The following is a 20,034-nucleotide window of genomic DNA, read 5'->3' as shown; positions in this document are numbered from 1 at the left end:
TTTGCGGCAAAAAGCTTTTCCTAGGGGCAGGGTGTGGGGTGTGGGGTTTTACCTATTTTGAGGTAGTCAGTTACCTAATTTTCAGGGAAAAAGTACCTGAATTTTCCCCCCGATCCCCGCAACGGCTGGCACTTTTTGAGGAAAAAAAAGTCTAAAAGTCTTATCCAACAAGGTTTTTAGATTTATTCAGCAGACCCTAAATATCAACCCTTTTGTCGAGACGTTACCCCTAACGTCTCTTTTTGTCCGGTTAATGTGAGGGAGAATTTTTTAGCAATCTTTGCCGGATGCGATCGAGATTTTCTCGACTATTGACAGGTAAATGGGGTAAGGGTAATTCTAAATTGGGCCAATTACTCAAATCATGGCAGGGACAGGATAAACTCGATTGGCCCAGCACTTCAATTGGTACTGGTATAGTACAACGAGCGCAGGGATGAAATTCCCATTGAGGGGAAAGTAAGTCTTGGATGGTTTGTTGAGTACCCTCTAGGTAACAATCGCCACTTTCAGGATCAAGCATTTTTTGCCAACAATCTTCAAACTCCGACGAATAGCGATCAGCATTGAAAATTGGCAGCGGAAATAGCATAGCTTGGTTTTTGGGACAAATAACTTTTTTTCCCAATTGAAACCAATGGGCGAGATATTTTTTAACGGCGGAGGTGTCTGACATATAGTTAGGTGTGGAGGCTGCCCTGATTATTGCTCTTACCATCAATCCTAGCGTTAACTTCCGGTGTCGGACAGGTCTTAGGATGATTGATGATCGAGTTTAATAATTATTTTAGGTAACTGAGCATCTGCAGCTAGATTAATCCCAATAAACTCACCATTAAAGCTTTTTGGGCGTGCATCCGATTTTCCGCTTGTTCCCAGACTTTTGATTGTACACCCTCGATCGCCCCGTCGGTAATTTCTTCGCCCCGGTGAGCAGGCAAACAATGGAGAATAATCGCGTCTTTGTCAGCGTGACTCATTAGCTGTTCATTGACTTGGTAGGGCTGAAAAACGGGAATTCGGGCATCAGCGAGGCTTTCCTGTCCCATACTTGCCCAGACATCAGTATAGACTACCTGAGAGTCTTTTACGGCCGTAACGGGATCGTCGGTAATCAAGATTTTACTACCGGTTTTCTCGCCAATAGCCTGGGCGCTGGCGACAATTTCCCCATCGGGTTGATAGTTTGCAGGGGAGGCAACCCGCACATTTAACCCCATCAAAGCACCACCCAAGAGGAGAGAATTAGCGACATTATTACCATCCCCCACATAGGTGAGGTTAATTCCCCGTAAAGTCTGAAAAGTCTCTTGGATAGTCTGTAAATCGGCTAATATCTGACAGGGATGTTCTAAATCCGTTAAAGCGTTGATAATCGGGATGCGGGAATAATTAGCAAAAGCTTCTAAATCCTCTTGTTTAAAGGTGCGAACCGCGAGAATATCGAGATAGCGATCGAGTACCCGGGCTGTATCGGCTAAGGGTTCCCCGCGCCCCACTTGGGTTACACTGGGATTAAGATCGATCACCTGTCCCCCTAACTGGTACATGGCGACGGTAAAGGAAACCCGGGTCCGAGTGGAAGCTTTATAAAATAGCAATCCTAAGACTTTGTTGCAGCTAGGGTTAAGATTACCAGCTTTAAGCTGTGCCGATAGATTGAGTAGGGCGCTGATTTCTTGGCTACTCATGTCGGTTATTCTTAAAACATCTCGTCCTTTTAAAGTGGCTACCATTGGTTTTTCTCTCGATAAACAGGGGTCTTGATTGGGTTTTATGGCAGTTAGCGATTAGCAAAAATCTTGGGTAAAGACCTTATTATAATCCAGTTTTTTCGCTATTAGGCAATTTTTCCCGAAAATTTTCACTTTGGGGGATGTTAGTCCAGCTAACACCCCCACTTTTTCTGTTAAATTAGGTAGGTGTTAAAAATTGTCAGATTCCCCCCTTATCAAGGCGGATCCCCCCGCCTATCGGCACCCCCCTTATCAAGGGGGGCAGGGGGGATCAAACCCAAAATCTAATTTCTACTTAACTAATTTTGCCCCACACTTAGAACAAAAATTAGACGAGGGCGGGTTTTTATGTCCACAATTACCGCAGATAATTAAAGCTGGGTTAGCCACTTCCGTCACCGGAGAAAGAGGAATTTCTCCAGCGCTATCCAACTTATAGTTATGGATTAACTGCAAAATAATTGCATCTTCCCGTTTATATTCTGTATTGTCTTTTCCTCCTGTTAACTCCTCGGAACGTTGTTGTAAATATTGGATAAAAGTCCGATACAAAGCTTGTTTTTTCTCCGGAGTAGCTGCAGCCTGTAACTTAGCTGTCACCTGACTTTGAATTTTTTCCTTATCTTCGCGACAAGCTTTTACTTCTAACACCTGTACCGCATCTTCCCAACTGGTGGCGATATCGACTTTTTTTAATCCCGTTGCGGTTTTAATTTCATAGCGAATTGTTTTCTCATTAGTGACTCGATTGACTTCTGGGAAAAGCACTTTCAAAGCTCGGGCTGTTACCACCAATTGATAAATACTCGGATCTTCGGGAAAAACATCCCAGAAAGGCGGTTCCTTTTGGATATGCACGGGGATGGGTAAATCGCGATTTTCCCCCATTTGTTGGGCGCGTTTGGCGAGAATAAATTCTCCTTTCCAGTCCTGATAGGATTGGCGCAACTCTCGCATTCCCTCGAGACAACGTAGGGAAAAACCGCCAATTTCCTGCACGAAGACAAGACGATATTTTTCCACGTCTCCCAAGGGTTTAATATCGTCTTCGTTGGCAATAAATTCCCGCAGTTTCGGAATAATTTTTTGGGCTGCCGGGTTACTGGTATTTCTTCCCCCAATCAGGGCCACATTTTGATTTAATTGGGGTGTAAAACCCGCATCTTTTCCCCGCAAAACCGCAGGATTAAGCATAATTAGGGGTCGCGATTTTTGGTAGGCAATGCGAAGATTATTGATAATATCGGCATCGTTGTTATAGATTTTTAACAAGCGATCACAAGCGGCCAATTCCTTCTGAATGCGACTACTAGCGGGAGCATTTTGTAGGAGTTGATTAGCTTGGTTTAGGATAACTTTTTGAAAATCACCTTGACGAATATCAGCAATCTCGGTGATGTCAAATAAACGCATATTTTCATCGGAGCGCCGCGTTTCTTTCCAGAGGGGACTAGATTGCTTTAAAATCTCCTGTGAGAGGGGTAAACAAAGGTTATCCATACCCGTATCGTAGGCGTTTTTGTTACCAGCAATCCCCGAAGCAAATTGTTCGATAAAGTCTTGATAAAGACCATTTAATTCTTGTCTATCAAATAATTTAATCCCATTAATTAACAAAGCATCGGCACTATCAATCTGTTGGTTAGCTTGCAGATTAAATAGATCGCGACTTTGAATTAACTTCTGACGAAAGCGATTAAAACGGCTTTCTAATTGATTAAGATGTTCCAGTAAACGATTAATAACCTCTACTCCCGCACCTCTGGTTTTTCGTTGAATATTGGCCATTAAATAGCCTTCCAATCCCGTTAAAGCTTGTTCACAATATTCTTCCATCTTATCTTTTTTCGAGATATGAAGTTTATCTTTCAGATCATTAATTTCTGCCAAGGCTGTGTCGTATTCCCGTTGACGTTTACTTTCGTTTTGACTCCAAACCTGTTCTTGATCGCGACGGAATTTTTCCGCTATGTCGGTGAAGATTTGTCGTACTAAAAAAATAAAACTCTCGGCAAATTTTACCCCACGGTTCCGATCCTCAAGGATATTATAAAACTCTATTTCTAGGGACTTTTTACCCCGTTGAATAATTTCATCCCGATTACTATAAATCTTTTTCAGGTAATCGCCGTGCATCCGTTCATCGGGACTCAATTCTAGTAAATGATTGCGTTTAAATTCCTCGACTCTTGGCGTTAAATAATCATCAATAAATTGCAGAATTTTTCCCTGTTCGTTGCCTAAAATATTAACACCCTGTTTGGTACAAGAGAGCCAATTATCTTGATTGATTTCCTGACGAGTTTCGTTAATCCATTGGGAGATTATGGCAATTAAAGAGCGATCCTTGTCGGCACATAAATCCATAATTAATTCCCCTTCGCTCAAGCGCATTTTTTTGAGGATATCACCTCTTACTAAGTCCAACATTTGAGCGGGTAAAATCACGGAATCATTCAGCCACCAATTAATTAAATCTTTGGCTAAACGTTCCGATAAGGAAGCACGAATTTGGGCAATAGGAATTTCAATAGTTGATAGTCCAAAACTCATAAATTGCTTAGGATAACCGCGTCCCCCCGGGTCAGCTTGCGCCCAAGAACCCTTAATATTATCTCTAATAGAACGTTTATGGGGTGCAAAATCAGAGGTCATATCTAGGAAGATATTTTGGGCGATCATTTCCCGAATTTGACCGAGTTTAAAATCACCTTCGCCGTTTTTTGTCCCCACTAAATAGGTAAAATCAAAGGGGGGTAATTTACTAACCACTTCATCGACTAAACCGCTGCTAAACTGTTGCTGATATTCAGTTCTGTAGTCAGAAAAGTAATTTAATTCCATCAAGGCAGCGTAACCATTAGCCAAAACTCGATCGCCGACACTAATCCCCGCAAATGCTTCAGGAGTCGGAACAATTGCCGTACTCAAAGGACTACTTTCCCCTCGTAACCAATTACGAATACAGTAACCTAGATCGATTAACATTCCGCTACCCGTACCACCGTTTAAAGACCCCGTAGTAAATACATTAATAGCACTATTACTAACTTTAATTCCATAGCGATCAAGCATAAAGTTTTCTTGTCCCTTTACCCGTCTCACCGCGTCTAGAAATTTTCTTTGGATCTCATGATAATTACAAAATAAAGCAAAACGACCACAGGCGCGAATTTGTCCCGCTCCCGCTTCCAGGGAAGTAATATTTCTCTCTAATTCCGGGGGAAACCAACTATTAATCCAGGGATATCTATCCATATCAGATACCATCTCCTGTACCTGTTTTCCACTCACCCGGGCCCAGTGTTTTTCGTTATCTTTAAAAGCACTGCCAGCAGCTTCAGGATTACTGATTTTATAATCCTTATCCGTGTCAACCACCAAAAAACTGACAATCGGAAAATTGCTCAAACTGCCATAACTTTCCTCGATTAAACGACGCAAGCGCGATAAAATCTCGTTACCCGTGCCACCAATACCCACTAAAACCGTGGGAACCATGCTTTTTTCTTCTACTGCTGCTGGCATAATTACTTAACTCCTAAGGCGATTTCTTGACGGTTGCGGGGGACTTCGTAGGTGAGGAAATCGTAGGCTAATTTAGTGTTAGGAAAAATTGCCCGCGCTTCCTCTAACAGATTGGAAATATCCAGAGAATTCCCCGGTAGATAACGGGGACTAAAATGGGTCATTAATAACAATTTTACCTGGGCTGCCAAGGCCACCTGGGCTGCCATCGTCGAAGTGGAGTGAACACTTTCAAAGGCTAATCCGGCATCTTGGTGTGCAAAAGTCGCCTCATGAATTAGCACATCTGCATTTTGTGCCAATTCGATCGATCCTTCACAGAAAATAGTATCGGTACAGTAGGCAATTTTACGGCCGATTTCCGTTTCTCCGCAGAGGGACTGACCGCGAATTTTGCTGCCATCGGGGAGGGTGACAGTTTCCCCTTTTTTCAGCTTGCCGTAAATTGGTCCGGGGGGAATACCCAAAGCGTTGGCTTTTTCCACATCAAAACGTCCAGGACGGTCTTTTTCGGCGATACGATAACCATGGGCAGGAATACGATGTTTTAATAGCTGACAGGAGACGGTAAATTCTTCATCTTCGTAGAGTATGCCGGGGGAAATGGGATGGACACGCACCCGATTGGCTAAATTAGTATAGGAATACTTAGCACAAGCACGCAGATAGTCCCCTAGTCCGGGGGGGCCGTAGATATCAATATCCTGAGCAGAACCGGCTAATCCAATACTGGCTAACAATCCTATTAAACCAAAGATATGATCCCCGTGCATGTGGGTGATAAAAATGCGTCGGATTTGGGAACTTTTCAGGTCGCTACGCAGTAACTGGTGTTGAGTTCCTTCTCCACAGTCAAACAGCCATATTTCCGCCCGTTGCGGCAAACGAAGGGCGATACTAGAGACATTACGGGAACGAGTGGGAACCCCGGAACTGGTTCCTAAAAAAGTAATCTCCACAGGATAGCTGTCAGGATAGAGGATTCTTTTTCTAGTCTAGGCTGTTTTGATCGATTTCTCGATCGAATTGCTGCTTTTCTGTATTTCATCACTTGAAAACAGGAAATCCCCTGATTTTGACCTAACTCTGCAATAATTACTCGCAGCCGGAAATACTTTGACGCACCCATCATACTTTGTGCTTTTTGTCAAAAAAACTTTTTTTTTGCAATAAAACTACACAAAAAAAAGATCATCGTTATGCGTGAACTTGACTAATTTACCCTTCTTAATTAGGATTACCCTGTAGATGTGGCAAGGGTTTCAACCATTGCTGCCCAAAAAAGCACAAAACAACCCATTATGAAATTCAGTAAAATCGCTGTAACCATCATAACATCGTTGTTAAATAAAAATCTTTCTCAATTAATTCTTAAGAATTTGTAAATATTGCGAAATGTTAATTTAAATATTCTCAAGTTTGTGGAGTCAATAAATAATTTTTGCTTATCTTTGTCCAAAATTGGGTTAGAAGTCAGTTATCAGTTATCAGCCGTAGCGACTGTCTTGATTGTCAAGGGGTAATTCAAAAAAACTCAAGCGGTTGCCGTAAAACTCAAAATCTCAAGCCGGAAAAAAGCGCAGCAAAAACTAAGTCGCTCAGGTTAAACCAAAGCAAGCGCAACCCTTGATCAGAGATAACAAAAAGTGTAAATCTCTAGGAACAAGGTGGTTGGGTTGAGCTATCATTATTGAGCAGGTATTACCAATCGGATCACAAGGCGAAACCCAACCAAGATTGTGAAAATATTCCGGGAAGTTGTTGGGTTTCATGCTTCAACCCAAACTAGGAGTTTTACTCAGACTAATCGAGTTGTTATAGATACCAATGTTTTTATTAGTGCTTTACTCAATCCACTAGGAACACCCAGAAAAGTAATCAATCAGTCAATGTACCATTCTTCAGAGCAAGGCAACTTATCAAGAATTGGCAACGAGAATAAGCAAAAATAAATTTGACAAATATTTAGAAAAGGTGCTATTATCCTGAATAATAGTTGACTTGCGTTAGAATCGGTTGCACTCTTGTTGTTAATTTAAGGGATAGTTACATGAAAATTGTTACTGTTACTGAAGCCAAAGAACAAATTGATGAATTAGTGAATGATACCAATGATAATCATCAACCGATTTTGTTATCTGGTACGAAAAAGAATGCTATTTTAATTGCTGAGGAAGATTGGAACTCTATTCAAGAAACGCTTCATTTGTATTCTATTCCTGGTATGGTAGATTCAATTATTGAAGGTGGCAACACTTCTATTGAAGATTGTGTGGATGAGGCGGGTATCAGAGCAATTTTAAATGGATAATTGGCAGTTGGTTTTTACCAAACAAGCGAAAAAAGATGCTGAAAAGCTTGCTCGTACTGGGTTGGCAAAACAAGCTAACGAGTTATTAAATATTCTTAAGTCAAATCCGTATCAATCTTATCCTGTTTATGAGAAACTCAGTGGCGATTTAGCGAGCTATTATTCCCGACGTATTAATATTCAGCATCGTTTGGTTTATCAGGTTATTCCAGAAGAGAAGGTTGTCAAAGTTATACGGATGTGGACTCATTATGAATAACCCCTCTTATTTATTTTACACTGGTAACAGTATAGACTGAAAATGATTGACTTGGATTGTAAAAATATAGCAATTTGCGAATGAGTGAGGCACATACTAGGAACGTGAAAAGTTTATGGTATAAGACTTTTGCCTTCCGCAAAACGGTATAAATACCCCCAAGATAACATAAAAATACGATATAAATTCCCCTCCTCAACTGACTGAATGAAGGGGCATTTATGGTATTTTTAGAAACAATTTAGCTGGCTTTTGTGGTTTCTTTTTCGGTATATTGGGAAGGTTTCAGTTTGCGGTTGAAGAAAATACCATACAAGATCATGTTATCGCACTAAGGGAAAAATTTATAAATTTCTTGGCGATGAGCAACTCGTTGATAGATAATGGTTTGATGATTTGACCTCTCCCCCAACCCCTCTGGGAGCAGGAGAGGGGAGTTAGTCTGGATTGATTGGTAGCCTTATTCGTCTTCGTTTCTTAAAGGTATAATTCCTTTAAGAATCTTTCCTCTAATAATCAAATAGGCAGGAAAACAATACACCCAAAGGAGAAGTAAAAACAAAAAAACTGACCATGAATTACCAAATGATGGTACGAATGATCCTGTAATTTTATACTTATGAATTTCTATTCTATGGGAATCAATTGCTGCCCAAAGTGCTGTCCAGAAGACAAGTCCACGCATTATAGGACTTCCTGTAATCGCTCCAAGACCAATGCCAACAACCAAAATCAACAATGTTAGTAAAAGTGAATTTCTCCAACCCATAATGAATATTAATCTTTTTAGTAGTGTTTCTATCGAATCGAGATAGACTCGCGCATCCTTGCCCATGCCATTGTTGAAATTGCGGGTAGTGCGATCGCCCCCTCGCAGCCAGGTCAAGCAACAGCCCAACCCAACACCAATGGCGGACAACAAAACCATACACACTCCCCCCCACAACTGTAGCAAAAGCTACAATTTAATAAATCTTTATATTCTTCTCCCTAGCTTAGGGATTCACAGGGGAAAGAGTTTCAGGTATTTTCCCCTGTTTTACTGCTTCTCAGGCGACCTATCGCCTTCCGTGAGAGATTGTGGCGCGGTGTGTCAGATTCGATAATAGGGTTCAAAATTTCGCTAACCGCTACTTGAGCCATAGCGTTTTCCCTTAAGCAGAATTCACGCCGCCTCCAGTTCATAATGCAAGACCAGAAGCTCATCGCCTGGCAGAATAGCCATCGCATATTCCCGCCCCTGACTGTCAGAAAATTCCACTAAATATTGATAGCGCGAACCTTTTTCATACACCTCAACCACCGTTCCCACCTGTCCGCTTGGCAAGCTGGGGACAGCTTCATAATCTGGCTCAACTAAAGTCAATCGCTCCCGAGGGACGGAGTTGAGGATGGCAACCGTATCTAAAAGTTTGATGTCTTTCATGGTAGTTTACTTGATAAAGGCAGAAATTAGGCGAGGGTTAGGATTAATTAAGCTGATTTCCCAGATAGTTCGCAGTTGTGTTCCTTCCCGTTTTGGTATCGTCCAATCCACTTTAAACTGCTGGCCGAATTCCGTGACCGCTTGTTGCACAACTTCCCCCTCCAGGGCAGCCTGTGAGATGAGCGATCGCAAAACCTCAGCGTTCTCGGCAGTTATTCCCAGACGAGAGCGAAAGACTCTGGCTTTATTTTTTCCCCTGGAATGTTCTGGATTTAAGCAATAGCCAATCAGTTTTTCCATCGAGATTTCTGCCAGTTCCCCGTTGGGTAATTTCATCTGCGGCACTCCGAACTTTCTGACTTCCCTCAGAGCAACTCGATTCGCAATTGGCGGCCCACCACAGAAGCCGCCCGTTGGATAGTATCGAGAGAAACGCCCGTCTTTTCGGGGTCGAGGAGGCGGTCAAGTTGCGCTCGACTGGTCTGCATCCGCGCCGCCATCTCCGTTTTTGTCAGAGAGAGCCGTTTCATCTCCTCAGCCAACTGCCGCAACCGTAACCGTTTGAGTGCCACCGCACTACAGTCCTCCTCAAGACCTTCTTCTTTGAGAAAATCATCGAAATCGGAGCCAGTATGGGGGTTAGCGGTCATATTTTTTCTGTTCCTTCTTACGATTGAGAGCTAAATCGATTTCCTGTTTTGGTTTTTTTTGGGACTTCTTGATGAAAGTGAACGGCACAGGGGCAGCCGATGGGAAAGCTAAACTCTACGTCCTTGATATCGCTGCCAATAATCCGGCAATCTTCACGGCTGAGAGTTTTCCACCAATCTTTGACCGGCTCCGACCCACCTTCGGCTCGAAAAAACTTGGCTGGCAGCCTTTTCAATCCTTACGTCCTCAGTTATCGCGCCTTATATGGTACATCAATAATTATCATTTCTGCATTAGTTTTGTAGAGCGACAGTTGCACAGGGGTTAGGTTATAACTGCCAGCAGCCTTAATTTTTGTTAAGGATTTTAAGCATCGCCCAAACTCACCACTGACTAACCCACCCTACTGATACGGATATCCCCCTTCCAGCTAATGTAAAGAAAACGTTACAGTAACAAGTAAAGCCCAGTAGCCAGGAAGCCGTCGATCATGTTTGAATACTTTAACCAGAAAGCTATCAAAGCGGTGATGTTCGCCCAAGAAGAAGCCCGTCGTGCCGGTCACAGTGTCGTCGGTACGGAGCATTTACTGTTAGGATTGATAGGAGAAGCCACCGCCACCGCAGCCTTAATTCTCAAGGATTTAAAAGTCACCCTGCACGAAAGTCGCCGCCTGATTGAAGGAATGACCGGCCGTGGCAGCGGTTACAGTCCCGTTAATATCCCTTTTACCCCGAAAGCGAAAAAGATGTTCGAGCAAGCATTTCAGGAAGCTCGACAATTAGGGGAACAGGCGATCGCACCTGAACATCTATTACTCGCTATCACCGCCGATCCCGAATCCCTAGCCGCTAAAATTTTAATTATGCAGGGTGTTGATTTGATCAAACTTCGCGGCCTTTTACTGAAAAATGCTGGGGAAAAAGTCGCTAGTGGTCGCTTCACGGCAAGCAGTGACTATGAAGACCAGAAAAATGCTCCCCAAGGCGGTATTTTAGCCCAATATGGTCGCAATTTAAGCCAAGAGGTCAAAAATGGCAAAATTGACCCTGTAATCGGTAGAGAGCCAGAAATCGAGCGAGTTGTCCAAATTTTAGGCCGTCGTACCAAAAGTAACCCGATTTTACTGGGTGCGCCGGGGGTAGGCAAAACAGCGATCGCTGAAGGGTTAGCACAACGCATCCATAGTGGCGATATTCCCGAACTTTTGCAGGATAAACAGGTAATTGCCCTCGATATGGGGTCTTTACTGGCGGGAACCCGTTTTCGCGGCGATTTTGAGGAACGTTTAAAGGGTATCGTGGAGGAAGTTCGCAAATCGGGCAGTATTATCCTGTTTATTGATGAAATTCACACTCTTGTGGGTGCTGGTAGCATGGGGGGAGCTATGGATGCTTCTAACCTGCTTAAACCTGCTTTAGCTCGCGGCGAGTTACAGTGTTTAGGGGCAACCACTCTCGATGAGTATAAACAGCATATTGAGCGAGATGCGGCTCTAGAAAGACGTTTTCAGCCAGTTATGGTGGGAGAACCGACCAAAGAGCAAGCGATCGAGATTTTACGCGGTTTAAAAGCCACCTACGAGGATTTCCATCAGGTAAAATACGATCAAAAAGCGATCGAAGCTGCTGTTCATCTATCCTCTCGCTATATCAATGATCGCTTTTTACCGGACAAAGCGATCGATCTTCTCGATGAAGCGGGATCCCGCACCCATCTACGCTATTCCCTACAAAGTAAAAGTCCTGCGGAGGTTAGCGAAGAATCACCCCTAATTAACCCCGAATCTTTAATTCCGGTGGTGGATGCGGAGGAAATCGCCCAAATTGTCGCCGCTTGGACTGGTATTCCCGTTACCCAATTAACTGAAACTGAGTCGGAATCGCTCTTAAATCTGGAATATCAACTGCACGAGCGGATTATTGGTCAACAGGAGGCAGTAAATGCCGTTTCTCGTGCTATTCGTCGAGCGCGAGTAAATTTAAAGAATCCTAACCGTCCGATTGCCTCGTTTATTTTTGCCGGTCCCACGGGAGTGGGTAAAACTGAATTAACGAAAGCCTTAGCTAAGTTGCTCTTTGGCTCGGAATCCAGTATGATTCGTCTAGATATGTCGGAATTTATGGAATCCCACACGGTTTCTAAATTAATTGGTGCGCCTCCCGGATACATCGGTTACAATGAAGGCGGTCAGTTAACGGAAGCAGTGCGTCGTCAACCCTATAGAGTGGTTTTGTTTGACGAAATCGAGAAAGCACATCCCGATGTTTTTAATCTTCTCCTGCAACTGTTAGAAGATGGTCGTTTGACCGATTCCCAAGGTCGTCGGGTGGACTTTAAGAATACCCTAATTATCATGACCTCGAATATTGGCTCAAAAGTCATCGAAAAGGGCGGTAATAGCTTAGGATTCGAGATGGCTGACGATTTTGCTCAATCCCGTTACCAACAGATCTCTAATCGGGTGACAGAGGAGTTAAAACAATATTTCCGTCCCGAATTTCTCAACCGTCTCGATGAAATCATTGTTTTCCGACAGTTAACTCGCGAAGAAGTTACCCAGATTGCCGATATTCTGATCGCAGATATAGCCAAACAATTGACAGAAAAAGGCATTTCTGTGGAAGTTACCGCCGCTTTTAAGGATTTGGTCATCAATGAGGGTTATGATCCTAGCTACGGTGCGCGGCCTTTACGTCGTGCCTTAACTCGACGCTTAGAGGATAGTTTAGCCGAGGCGATGTTATCGGGAAAAGTCAATTCTGGAGACCATGCGATATTAGATGTAACTGCGGACGGTGTGGTGACAGTCTCTAGTCATCAGCGCTCTGAGCAGAGCGATATTCTCTCGCAATTACAGTTACAATCGGTGGGTTAATCCGCTCAAAAATTGCTTTTTTTCGGGGTTGAAAATTTTTCAACCCCAATTTTTATCATCCTGGAAAAATAACTTCTAGGGGAGCGGGAATCATCTCGGTGCGAAAGTCCAGAATCTGAACTAGGATTAAATAGGCAACGGCGATTAAAATCGAAATCGCTCCCGTGATAATGGCGATAATTTTACCAGAATTCATATAATTAACCGATAATTTCCTGAGATTGCCGCAAAAGCTACCGAAATTTATTCTCATCTACGATTGCGAGCCTAAACAATTGAAACTGAAGATATCTTACAGCACAATTCTCCCGGACGGTTGAGGGAAGGGAGTGCGTCTCAGTAAAGCTGTCCCTTGAAAATTTGACAGGAGATAGTTCTTGTGTTTCAATATATAGACTAAAATCTATGGTCAAGCTTTAAATTATTTTTTATTTGAATCTGTGCAACCAGCAAAACCCTTGTTATAATCGCCAATATATGGTATGAGTCCAATTCCATCCACTGCATCGGCATCTTCAAAGTTGATCAACCTCGCTTTGTTTTAAGGTAGGCTAAGGCCTGCCTTACTTTTTTGGGTTGGGAAGAGGGGAGCAGGGGGAAAAGAGGAAAATGGGTCATTAAAGCTTAATTATCAGGAAAAAGCTCTGATCGTGTCTAAATTCTAGCTTTCTTTCGGGGCAAGCTTTCGGGTGATCAATAACTAACAGAAACTAAATTTTCGAGTTGTTGTTAGAAAATAGGCAAGCGCTCGCTTATAAAATAGGAGTTTCAGCACTTATGTGTTGACAGGGATTTTCCGAGATAGAAGAGTGATAAGATTTTTATTCACCTATGATCAACCTATGGCCTAAAATAATCATAAGGAGACAACATCACTCAATTTAAACTACTGACAGGAGAAGGAAAAGTCGGGACATACGGCGACTTGTTAAAATTAGGTCGTAGAGGAGATAACTTAACCCCTCATCATCTACCATCCAATGCGTATATGAAAGCGAAAATCAAAGGTTACACAACTAATCAAGGAATTGCTATCATGATGGAACACTTATCCCCCGGAAAAGGAGGTCGTCATCGTCAAACCTTATCTTATGGTAAAAGTCCAGACTTAACTCTTTCCCCTCGACAAACCTTAGCACAAGAAGTTTGGGATATTCGCTCAATTTATCTAGGTCAAGGATTATATAATGCAGATATTAGAAAGGGATTACAAGAACTCATTCAACTTAATAAAACTACTTGGTCAACCTTTTTTGATCAAGGAGCAACAACCCCATGAATTTAATAAAAATCCTACAAGAGAATCGCTTAATGAAAACACCCCAAGAAATTAACTTATTTGAGGAAACACTAGAAAAACTTGCCAAATATCCTGATGATAAAGATTTAAAAGACTTACATCTTATCCTAGATGATAACTGTGAACATCCTGAAATTATGTTTAGTTTATTGCATTTTTTAGAAGATTTTGAACCCCAACAACAAATACAGGCTTTTATTGAAGTGATTCCTCAATTAATGATAACTGCACCAGAATGGACAAAAATCATTCACTATCGAATGATTAATGATGAATCTGCTGTTAAAATTTATCAGAATAGTCTGGAATTAGCCAATCAAAAAACACCTCATTTTTTGTATCAACTTTTACTAGAAAGCGTCAAAAATCAGATTAATTCATCCTCGGAGGTCATCTTAACCTAAATTTTTGTATGACTTATAGAAATTAAAATGGTATTTTGGTATCTGTAATCCCTTAAAAAATGTCGCTTTTTCTGGCATTTGTTCAAGCTTAATTAATTTAATTTGAGACTCAGCGACTTCCCCCAACCCCCCAAAAGCTTGGATTGAGTAATAAAATCAAAAGTAAACGCCAATTTTAAAAGAGAGTTTCCCCTTAAAAATCCCAACCTATATCTTGAGCAATTAAACCCTCGACACTGTGGCCATCTTCTCCTTGAGACATGAGGCAACGTTCAATTAAAGGCAAACCCCTGTGTTTGTCAAGCAGGGAGCGGGAAGCGGGGAGTGGGAAGCGGGAAGTGGGGGGAACAAATAAAATAATCTCCTGTCTCCGAGTCTCGTGACGACCGACTGCTGAGGGCTGATAGCGAAAATAACTGATCTGATCCCCTAGCGTGATAAGCTGTGTATTGGCTAATTTTACAAAAAATTAAGACTTTCCCCTTGTGGGAGTTATCAGCTAAAACCCAGAGTAGACATAAACAATGGTAGCGACAACAGAAACTAACGTTGGTAAAATCGTCCAGATCATCGGTCCTGTCATCGATGCCGAATTTCCCAGTGGCAAACTGCCCCGTATTTATAATGCCTTAACCGTAAAAGGAACCAACTCCGCCGGTCAAAATCTATCGGTTACTTGTGAAGTGCAACAGTTACTCGGTGATAACCAAGTGCGGGCCGTTGCCATGAGTACCACCGATGGTTTAGTGCGCGGTATGGATATCGTGGATACCGGCGCAGCGATTAGCGTTCCCGTGGGTAAATGCACCCTCGGTCGGATTTTTAACGTTCTTGGTGAACCCGTGGACGAAAAAGGACCGGTTAACGTCACCGAAACCTCTCCTATTCACCGTCCCGCTCCCAAATTAGTCGATCTTGAAGTGACACCGACGGTTTTTGAAACCGGTATCAAGGTGATTGACCTGCTCACCCCCTACCGTCAAGGTGGCAAAATCGGCCTCTTTGGGGGTGCTGGTGTGGGCAAAACCGTCATTATGATGGAATTAATCAACAATATCGCCATTCAACACGGGGGTGTCTCGGTTTTTGGCGGTGTGGGTGAAAGAACCCGCGAAGGAAACGACCTCTACAACGAGATGATCGAATCGAAGGTAATCAACGCTGATAACCCCGAAGACTCGAAAATTGCCCTCGTTTACGGTCAGATGAACGAACCCCCCGGAGCGAGAATGCGCGTCGGTCTCTCTGCTTTGACCATGGCCGAATATTTCCGCGATGTCAGCAAGCAAGACGTACTCTTATTTATTGATAATATCTTCCGTTTCGTGCAAGCTGGTTCGGAAGTATCGGCGCTCCTCGGTCGGATGCCTTCTGCGGTAGGATACCAACCCACCCTCGGCACTGATGTAGGCGACCTGCAAGAGCGGATTACCTCCACCAAAGAGGGATCGATCACTTCCATCCAAGCGGTCTATGTACCTGCGGATGACTTGACTGACCCCGCTCCCGCTACTACCTTCGCTCACTTGGATGGAACAACTGTACTATCCCGTGGTCTGGCTTCCAAAGGTATCTATCCGGCGGTAGATCCCCTCGGTTCCACCAGCACCATGCTCCAGGCTGATATCGTCGGTGATGAACACTACGGCACCGCTCGCGCCGTCCAATCTACCCTGCAACGCTATAAAGAGTTACAGGACATCATCGCTATTCTCGGTTTAGACGAATTGTCGGAAGAAGATCGTCTCACCGTTGACCGCGCTCGCAAAATTGAGCGTTTCCTCTCGCAACCTTTCTTCGTGGCGGAAGTGTTCACCGGTTCTCCGGGTAAATACGTTACCCTCGCTGATACGATCAAAGGCTTCCAGATGATCCTCAAAGGTGAACTCGATCGCTTACCCGAACAAGCGTTCTATATGGTCGGCAATATCGATGAAGCGATCGCTAAAGGCGAAAAACTCAAAAAAGGCTAATTAAAAGTCAGTAGTAACCGCGTTTAGCGGTTACTTAACCCAGAAATCTGCCAAAATTATCGTTATTATCACCAATGAGCATTACAGTACGGGTTATTACACCCGATCGCATTGTCTGGGATAACGTGGCTGAAGAAGTAATCCTACCCAGTTCCACGGGACAATTAGGTATTCTTAGTGGTCACGCTCCTTTATTAACTGCCCTGAATATTGGCGTAATGCGAATTCGACCGGGGAAAGACTGGGAAAATATCGCAGTTTTGGGCGGTTTTGCCGAAGTCGAAAATAATGAGATCAAAGTCCTCGTTAATGGGGCGGAATTAGGCTCAAAAATCGATAAGGAAAAAGCTCGCGCCGAATACGAACGGGCCCAAACTCGTCTCGATGAAGTCAGTAAAGGGGATGACCGTCGCAAAACTATCCAAGCGCAACAATCATGGCGCAAAGCTCGCGCTAGATACCAGGCCGCTGGCGGTTTAGTATCGGTTTAAACCCAACCAAATCAAATTAAATTCAAGCAAAATCGGGCGGGTTTATATAAACCTACCCGATTAATTTTTTAGCCTTTAGCAATCAGCTTTTAGCCATTTTTCTGCCTATTATCAAGATTATCTAGCTGACGGCTAAAAAGCCGATTAATTGCTACCACTAAAAACAACTTCGGGGAATTTTAACTGTGCATCGGCCATGGTGATTTGTCGGCCTTGATTGCGTAACTCTTGCCAAAAATTAATTACTTCTGTGGCTTTGTTGAGAACATCAACGCGATCGGACTCATCAATCCAGTGTTTTGCTTCTAACTCCTCTTGCAGTTGTTGCCAAGCATCATTGCGCGGCCAGAAAAAATAAGCGGTGAGGGGGCTAGTTCCTTTGCCGACCACCTGATCTACAGCGATCGCTACGTTCTGATCTAACCACAATACTTTTAAAATAAACTTTGATTCGGAACTGACTGTCATTGTTAATCGTTAATCGTACAATTCTCCATTATATCATCTTTTGACTCAATTCTCCGCAGTCAGTTTTTAACTATTTTTTCCTATTTTTTCGCCAATAACCACTATGATTCCCGAAACAGACTCTTTAGCTTCTAAACAAATCGGTGTGGCCGTAATTAGAGATGATCGAGATTTAATTTTAATCGATCGCCGTCTGGCCAAGGGACTCCTAGGCGGTTTTTGGGAATTCCCCGGCGGCAAAATCGAAGGCAATGAAACGGTGCAGGAATGTATTAAACGAGAGATATTAGAAGAAATTGGCATTGACATCGCAGTGGATAGTCATTTAATCACCATCGACCACACCTATAGTCATTTTCGGGTTAATCTGCAAGTATATAACTGTCGTTATCTCAGAGGCCAAGCAAGAGCGATCGAATGTGAAGAAATCCGCTGGGTAACTATCCAGGAACTAGATAATTACACTTTCCCCGCGGCCAATCAAGAGATTATCAGAGCCTTAAAAGACATGGTAAACTCGAAATGATTGCTGTTAATCGTCGAGTGATTATGCTTAATCCTTCTATTCGTCAAGAACCCCGCTACGAACCGGCCGCGGTTATTCCCCTAAAAAAAGACGCTTCCATTGTCGAGTGGTTAGAAAAAAATAATCGCATGATTCCCCGGGATAAAATCGCCGAACCGGATCTGACTCTCGAAGAAGATGTGGAACTATCTGAACTCATGGATGTCGATGATATCGGTTATGATGACGACGAGGACGAATTAGTCTTAGATGAAGATTAATCCTGTCTTCTTTGGCAAATTTTACCCTTATCTGACGCTTTAGTCGTGAACGCTAACATTTTTTCCGCCCCTATCTTTAAAAAACCCACTGGAACCCATCTCCTGATTCTACTAACGGGATTACTATTTCTGTTAGTAGTTTTTTTTCAGTCCACTAATTCCCTGTTACTCCCCCTGATGGCCACAACGTTAATCAGTGCTGGTCTTGGCTGTCAAGTAGTACCGATGCTGCGGCGCTTGAAAATGGGTCAGATTATGCGCGAAGATGGACCCCAGGCCCATTTAAAGAAAGCAGGAACCCCGACGATGGGAGGCAGCTTTTTTGTGCCAGTAGCCCTTATTTTCGCTTTAATCTGGTCTAAATTTACTCCTAATGTGGTGGCGGTTGCTTTGCTGACTTTTGCTTACATGGGTATCGGTTGGTTAGATGATTGGCAAATTTTGCGTTATAAGTCGAATAAGGGCCTATCTCCCCGGATGAAGTTAATTTTACAGATAACGGGGGCGGTGCTTTTTTGCCTCTGGATGTCGTTCAATCAGGTGAGTACCGATATCGGCCTTTGGGGTCGATTAGTCATTCCTTTGGGCTTTTTCTTCTGGATTTTGGCGGGATTTGTCCTTGTGGCTGAAAGTAACGCCACTAATCTCACCGATGGGGTGGATGGATTAGCGGGGGGAACAGGTGCGATCGCTTTTTTGGGTTTAGCCATTATTATCGCTCCTAGTCATCCAGATTTGGCGATTTTCTGCACTTGTTTTGCTGGTGCTTGTCTAGGCTTCATTTTTCATAACCGCAACCCCGCTAAAGTGTTTATGGGTGATACGGGTTCCCTCGCTTTAGGAGGCGCTTTAGCTGCGGTGGGTTTAATTACTGGACATCTCTGGGGATTATTTTTAATTAGTGGTCTGTTCTTTCTGGAATCTCTTTCGGTAATCGCTCAGGTTATCTATTATAAAGCCACAAAAAGACCCGACGGCAAGGGCAAAAGATTATTAAAAATGGCTCCTTTTCATCATCATTTAGAATTAAGTGGTTGGACGGAAACGAAGATTGTGGGAGCTTTTTATCTGGTTAATGCGCTTTTAGTTGTCTTGGCTATTTGGAGCAGTTAATTAAGCGCTAAAGGAAAGACCACAACCGCAGGTATTTTGGGTGTTGGCATTGGTAAAACGCAAACCACCACCCATGAGATCTTCTGAATAGTCTAATTTTAAAATTTGTAGGTAGCGATCGCTGTCAGGATCGACTACAATATTAATACCCTGACTTTGATAAAAGCGATCGTTTTCTGCCGCAATAGGGGTTAATTCGAGATGATAGTGAAGTCCCGAACAACCACCATTTTTTACTGCCAAACGCAGATAGGAACCAGTCAGACGACGGCTTTGACTCCAACGTTCAATTTCTCTAGCGGCGGCGGGACTTAATTCGATCATTGTTTTTGAGACTATTGTAATAATAATATCAAGTTCTTGTGAAGTTATACCACAGTTATTATCAAACTTTATGTTAAGTAGCTGGTTATAATTAAATTAAAAATGGATTTTAGGTTCGATCCCCCCTGCCCCCCTTGATAAGGGGGGTGCCGATCCCCCCTTAGTCCCCCCTTGATAAGCTATCCATTAGTCAGATTTTTCTTAACAAAAAGAGAAGAAACTTAAAAAAAGGGGAAACGATTGATAAGACCTCTTGCATAATTTTTTTATGGTATAATATAAGGTTTTGCTTTTTTCTCAATTCTTAGATTGAAGTGGAAAAAAGAATAAAATGTGATCTTAGGTCAGGAAATCATCTATAATTTTGCTATGTTTATTAGCAAAAT

22 protein-coding genes and 1 pseudogene are annotated in these 20,034 nt (G+C 42.9%); 11 read left to right on the top strand and 12 right to left on the bottom strand.

The window, feature by feature from the left end:
- Window positions 1-250: 250 nt before the first annotated feature.
- The 4 genes from IM507_RS21450 to IM507_RS21435 all read right to left on the bottom strand — a co-directional run bounded on the left by IM507_RS21450 (window position 251) and on the right by IM507_RS21435 (window position 6,223).
- A complete protein-coding gene (locus IM507_RS21450) occupies window positions 251-676 on the bottom strand; it encodes a hypothetical protein (protein ID WP_287637716.1) in 426 nt (141 codons plus the stop codon).
- A gap of 133 nt (window positions 677-809) precedes the next feature.
- Complete coding sequence (gene argF, locus IM507_RS21445; protein WP_002736751.1) at window positions 810-1,736, bottom strand: ornithine carbamoyltransferase; 927 nt, start codon at window positions 1,734-1,736, stop codon at window positions 810-812.
- Between the two features lie 291 nt (window positions 1,737-2,027).
- Window positions 2,028-5,264 carry a tubulin-like doman-containing protein gene (locus IM507_RS21440; protein ID WP_287637715.1) on the bottom strand — a complete coding sequence of 1,079 codons (3,237 nt, stop codon included), beginning with the start codon at window positions 5,262-5,264 and terminating at the stop codon, window positions 2,028-2,030.
- A 2-nt stretch (window positions 5,265-5,266) separates the two neighbouring features.
- A complete protein-coding gene (locus IM507_RS21435) occupies window positions 5,267-6,223 on the bottom strand; it encodes a ribonuclease Z (RefSeq protein WP_002742982.1) in 957 nt (318 codons plus the stop codon).
- A gap of 786 nt (window positions 6,224-7,009) precedes the next feature.
- Here IM507_RS21435 and IM507_RS23610 point away from each other — a divergent pair.
- The 3 genes and pseudogenes from IM507_RS23610 to IM507_RS21425 form a co-directional block, all read left to right on the top strand.
- Window positions 7,010-7,238: pseudogene (locus tag IM507_RS23610) on the top strand (putative toxin-antitoxin system toxin component, PIN family); the annotation flags it as partial.
- Between the two features lie 76 nt (window positions 7,239-7,314).
- On the top strand, window positions 7,315-7,575 hold the full coding sequence (locus IM507_RS21430) for a type II toxin-antitoxin system Phd/YefM family antitoxin (protein ID WP_002746071.1): 261 nt from the start codon (window positions 7,315-7,317) through the stop codon (window positions 7,573-7,575).
- Window positions 7,568-7,834, top strand: coding sequence for a Txe/YoeB family addiction module toxin (locus IM507_RS21425; RefSeq protein WP_002756029.1), 267 nt, complete (start codon window positions 7,568-7,570; stop codon window positions 7,832-7,834). Before IM507_RS21430 ends, IM507_RS21425 begins: the two co-directional genes overlap by 8 nt.
- Window positions 7,835-8,294: 460 nt before the next feature.
- Here the strand turns inward: IM507_RS21425 and IM507_RS21420 are convergent, their stop codons facing one another.
- The 5 genes from IM507_RS21420 to IM507_RS21400 form a co-directional block, all read right to left on the bottom strand.
- The gene (locus tag IM507_RS21420) at window positions 8,295-8,762 is read right to left on the bottom strand and encodes a hypothetical protein (protein ID WP_287637714.1); all 468 of its coding nucleotides are present in this window, start codon (window positions 8,760-8,762) and stop codon (window positions 8,295-8,297) included.
- 237 nt (window positions 8,763-8,999) lie between these two features.
- Window positions 9,000-9,260, bottom strand: coding sequence for a DUF4926 domain-containing protein (locus IM507_RS21415; protein ID WP_002794897.1), 261 nt, complete (start codon window positions 9,258-9,260; stop codon window positions 9,000-9,002).
- A gap of 6 nt (window positions 9,261-9,266) precedes the next feature.
- Entirely contained in the window at window positions 9,267-9,596 is a 330-nt protein-coding gene (locus tag IM507_RS21410; protein WP_002756983.1) for a DUF6883 domain-containing protein, read from the bottom strand.
- A 29-nt stretch (window positions 9,597-9,625) separates the two neighbouring features.
- Complete coding sequence (locus tag IM507_RS21405) at window positions 9,626-9,910, bottom strand: helix-turn-helix domain-containing protein (RefSeq protein ID WP_130756552.1); 285 nt, start codon at window positions 9,908-9,910, stop codon at window positions 9,626-9,628.
- A 17-nt stretch (window positions 9,911-9,927) separates the two neighbouring features.
- Entirely contained in the window at window positions 9,928-10,146 is a 219-nt protein-coding gene (locus IM507_RS21400; RefSeq protein ID WP_199309365.1) for a hypothetical protein, read from the bottom strand.
- 255 nt (window positions 10,147-10,401) lie between these two features.
- Here IM507_RS21400 and IM507_RS21395 point away from each other — a divergent pair, with 255 nt between their 5' ends.
- On the top strand, window positions 10,402-12,789 hold the full coding sequence (locus tag IM507_RS21395) for an ATP-dependent Clp protease ATP-binding subunit (RefSeq protein WP_287637713.1): 2,388 nt from the start codon (window positions 10,402-10,404) through the stop codon (window positions 12,787-12,789).
- 55 nt (window positions 12,790-12,844) lie between these two features.
- Here IM507_RS21395 and IM507_RS21390 read toward each other — a convergent pair whose 3' ends face one another.
- Entirely contained in the window at window positions 12,845-12,985 is a 141-nt protein-coding gene (locus IM507_RS21390) for a hypothetical protein (protein ID WP_170863676.1), read from the bottom strand.
- 792 nt (window positions 12,986-13,777) lie between these two features.
- Between IM507_RS21390 and IM507_RS21385 the strand changes: the two genes are divergently transcribed.
- The 4 genes from IM507_RS21385 to atpC all read left to right on the top strand — a co-directional run bounded on the left by IM507_RS21385 (window position 13,778) and on the right by atpC (window position 16,957).
- Entirely contained in the window at window positions 13,778-14,068 is a 291-nt protein-coding gene (locus IM507_RS21385) for a hypothetical protein (protein ID WP_002737970.1), read from the top strand.
- A complete protein-coding gene (locus IM507_RS21380) occupies window positions 14,065-14,493 on the top strand; it encodes an Imm30 family immunity protein (RefSeq protein ID WP_002737083.1) in 429 nt (142 codons plus the stop codon). The genes IM507_RS21385 and IM507_RS21380 overlap by 4 nt, the downstream gene beginning before the upstream one ends.
- A 524-nt stretch (window positions 14,494-15,017) precedes the next feature.
- Window positions 15,018-16,466 carry a F0F1 ATP synthase subunit beta gene (atpD, locus tag IM507_RS21375; RefSeq protein ID WP_002737987.1) on the top strand — a complete coding sequence of 483 codons (1,449 nt, stop codon included), beginning with the start codon at window positions 15,018-15,020 and terminating at the stop codon, window positions 16,464-16,466.
- 74 nt (window positions 16,467-16,540) lie between these two features.
- Window positions 16,541-16,957 carry an ATP synthase F1 subunit epsilon gene (gene atpC / locus IM507_RS21370; protein ID WP_002735380.1) on the top strand — a complete coding sequence of 139 codons (417 nt, stop codon included), beginning with the start codon at window positions 16,541-16,543 and terminating at the stop codon, window positions 16,955-16,957.
- 144 nt (window positions 16,958-17,101) lie between these two features.
- On the opposite strand, the gene IM507_RS21365 is transcribed toward atpC, so the two are convergent.
- The gene (locus IM507_RS21365) at window positions 17,102-17,425 is read right to left on the bottom strand and encodes a 30S ribosomal protein PSRP-3 (protein WP_002736597.1); all 324 of its coding nucleotides are present in this window, start codon (window positions 17,423-17,425) and stop codon (window positions 17,102-17,104) included.
- Window positions 17,426-17,528: 103 nt separating this feature from the next.
- Between IM507_RS21365 and mutT the strand changes: the two genes are divergently transcribed.
- The 3 genes from mutT to mraY are packed head-to-tail and all read left to right on the top strand — an operon-like array spanning window position 17,529 to window position 19,324.
- A complete protein-coding gene (mutT, locus tag IM507_RS21360) occupies window positions 17,529-17,951 on the top strand; it encodes an 8-oxo-dGTP diphosphatase MutT (RefSeq protein WP_002737562.1) in 423 nt (140 codons plus the stop codon).
- Window positions 17,948-18,211, top strand: a complete 264-nt coding sequence (locus IM507_RS21355) for a DUF3134 domain-containing protein (RefSeq protein WP_002735746.1) — start codon at window positions 17,948-17,950, stop codon at window positions 18,209-18,211. The genes mutT and IM507_RS21355 overlap by 4 nt, the downstream gene beginning before the upstream one ends.
- 45 nt (window positions 18,212-18,256) lie before the next feature.
- On the top strand, window positions 18,257-19,324 hold the full coding sequence (gene mraY, locus IM507_RS21350; RefSeq protein WP_287637712.1) for a phospho-N-acetylmuramoyl-pentapeptide-transferase: 1,068 nt from the start codon (window positions 18,257-18,259) through the stop codon (window positions 19,322-19,324).
- On the opposite strand, the gene IM507_RS21345 is transcribed toward mraY, so the two are convergent.
- Window positions 19,325-19,648, bottom strand: a complete 324-nt coding sequence (locus IM507_RS21345; RefSeq protein ID WP_016514646.1) for a HesB/IscA family protein — start codon at window positions 19,646-19,648, stop codon at window positions 19,325-19,327.
- Window positions 19,649-20,034: the final 386 nt, after the last annotated feature.

This window comes from Microcystis sp. M20BS1, from assembly GCF_020245305.1.
GTDB lineage: Bacteria > Cyanobacteriota > Cyanobacteriia > Cyanobacteriales > Microcystaceae > Microcystis > Microcystis ichthyoblabe_A.
This window is presented reverse-complemented; position numbering and strand designations above follow the sequence as displayed.